This is a genomic window from Phenylobacterium sp. (genome assembly GCF_031412415.1).
Taxonomy (GTDB): Bacteria; Pseudomonadota; Alphaproteobacteria; order Caulobacterales; family Caulobacteraceae; genus Phenylobacterium.
On record NZ_JANOCX010000352.1, the window covers coordinates 1 to 2050 of the forward strand.

At 67.9% G+C, this 2050-nt stretch carries 1 protein-coding gene; it reads left to right on the forward strand.

The window, feature by feature from the left end; translation table 11 throughout:
* Positions 1-119: 119 nt before the first annotated feature.
* Positions 120-2050: hypothetical protein (locus tag RMO04_RS16885; RefSeq protein WP_309645932.1), on the forward strand; the 1931-nt coding region annotated here is incomplete at its 3' end.

Sequence of the window (2050 nt, forward strand, 5' to 3'; positions counted from 1 at the left end):
CCGGCGTGTCCCAGCTGGGTGCAGGGATCGCAACGTTGGGTCAGGTGTTCTTGAAGGGTGAGCTACCGTCGGGGAGCGGGCTCAACGCCGTGGTGAACGGGGTGTCAACGGCAGTCCAAATGGATGTCAAGACCCGCTACGAAGACGGGTCCGCCAAGATGGTGGTCCTGTCCGTGGAGCGGCCGGCGCTCACCCCCGGCGGCACCATCGACCTCGCCCTGGTTTCCTCCACCAAGGCGCCGACGAGCGCTCTCAACCTGGCTTCCGGCTTGGTCGGTCATTCTTTCGTTGTTGACATGCGGGTGCAGGGGGGTGCGCATCACCAGGTTGACGTGCTGGCCGAGCTTGCGAAGGCGTTGAGCGCGGGCACCGCCACCTTCTGGCAGAAGGGCGAGCTCGCGACCGAGGCGCGGGTCGAGGTGACGCTGGGCGGGTCCCAGCGCATGGTCTTCGACGTCACCGTGTACAAGGGTGGCGGCTTCGGCGTCGATGCGCAGTTCAACAACGACCGCGCCATGGGAAGCACGGGCGGCACCGTCGCCTATGATCTGGCCGTCTCGATGGATGGGCGGCTCGTCGCGCAGGAGAGCGTCACCCAGACGCAGTATCAGAACTTCCAGCGCTCCTTCACGAGCAACGGCAGCGATGGCGGGCAGGGGGCCGGGTCTCCCCAGGCGGGGTGGCTCAACATCCAGCAGGACATCGCGCACCTCCAGGCCACGGGCGCCGTCGCGAAATACGACCTCGACCTGGACCTGAGCGCGACCCTGACGTCCAGGCTGGAGGGCATGGCCCAGGCGCCCGACTTCGGCGACGCCCTGTCGGTGAACGGCGTGATGACCTACATGCCGAACACGGGCGGGCGGGACGACATCGGCTTCACCACGCTCGGCAACGTGGCTTGGCTGCTCACCCAGGATGCCGACATCGCCAAACTGGCGCTCGGCCAGGCGCAGACCGCCGGAGCGGTGCCGTGGAACTTCTGGAACGCCCAGGCCGGCACCTGGCTCAACACCGACGCCTACCCGCGGCTGTGGACGGATGGGCGCGGCGGGACCGGCACGCCGGGTGACGCAAGCTCCGGCGGGCTGACCCAGCAGGTCTCCGGCTCCAGCGGCTGGACGCCGGACACGGCGCATCAGCCGGACCTGTCCTACGTGCCCTATCTGCTGACCGGCGAGCGCTGGATGCTGGACAACCTGCAGGCGCAGGCGTCCTACAACATCATGTACACCTGGCCCGACGAGCGGATGGACGCGATGTCCATCGTGGTCAACGGCGGCCAGGTGCGTGGCGGTGCCTGGGCCCTGCGGCAGATCGGCGAGGCAGCCTGGTCAAGTCCCGAGGGCAGCCCGGAGAAGGCGTACTTCTCGAAGATCGCCGACGGAAACTGGAAGTGGCTCGTCTCCAAGATCCCGGAGTGGACGGCGACCCAGGGCGAGTTTCATGGCTACATCCCAAGCACCTACATGTATGACGAACTCAAGCCGTGGCAGGACGACTACTTCGCCTCCACGACGATCGCTGCCGCCAAGCGCGGCAATGCCGACGCACTGACTTTTCTCAAGTGGCAGGAGAACTTCCTGGTTGGCCGCTTCCTGCATGAGGCGGACGGCTTCAACGCGCGCGACGGCGTGGCCTACGTCCTGTCTCGCGTGGATGCCGCCACGGGCAAGATCGCCACCACCTGGGCCGAACTGGGGGCGAGCACCGTGGCGCGCGGCTGGTCGAACGGCGACGGTTGGGCCCAATCGGCGGGCGACTACGCCCAGCTCGGCATGGCCACCTTGGCCGGCATCTACGACCTGACGGGCAATCCAGCCGCGAAGACGGCCTACGACGCGCTGATGGCGAAGGCGCCGCCCTTCATGAGCGCGTCCGACCTCGCCAAGAACCCCGCCTACGCCATCGCCGCGCCCGGCACCGTGCCGCAGACCAAGATCCAAGAGGTCGCCACCGGGGTTGTCGGCCAAGCTCCTCCCGTGGCCAGCACGCCGGCCGAAGCGCCTGTGGTGGACGCCGCCGCGAAAGTCTCGCTCGCCGTCGTCCT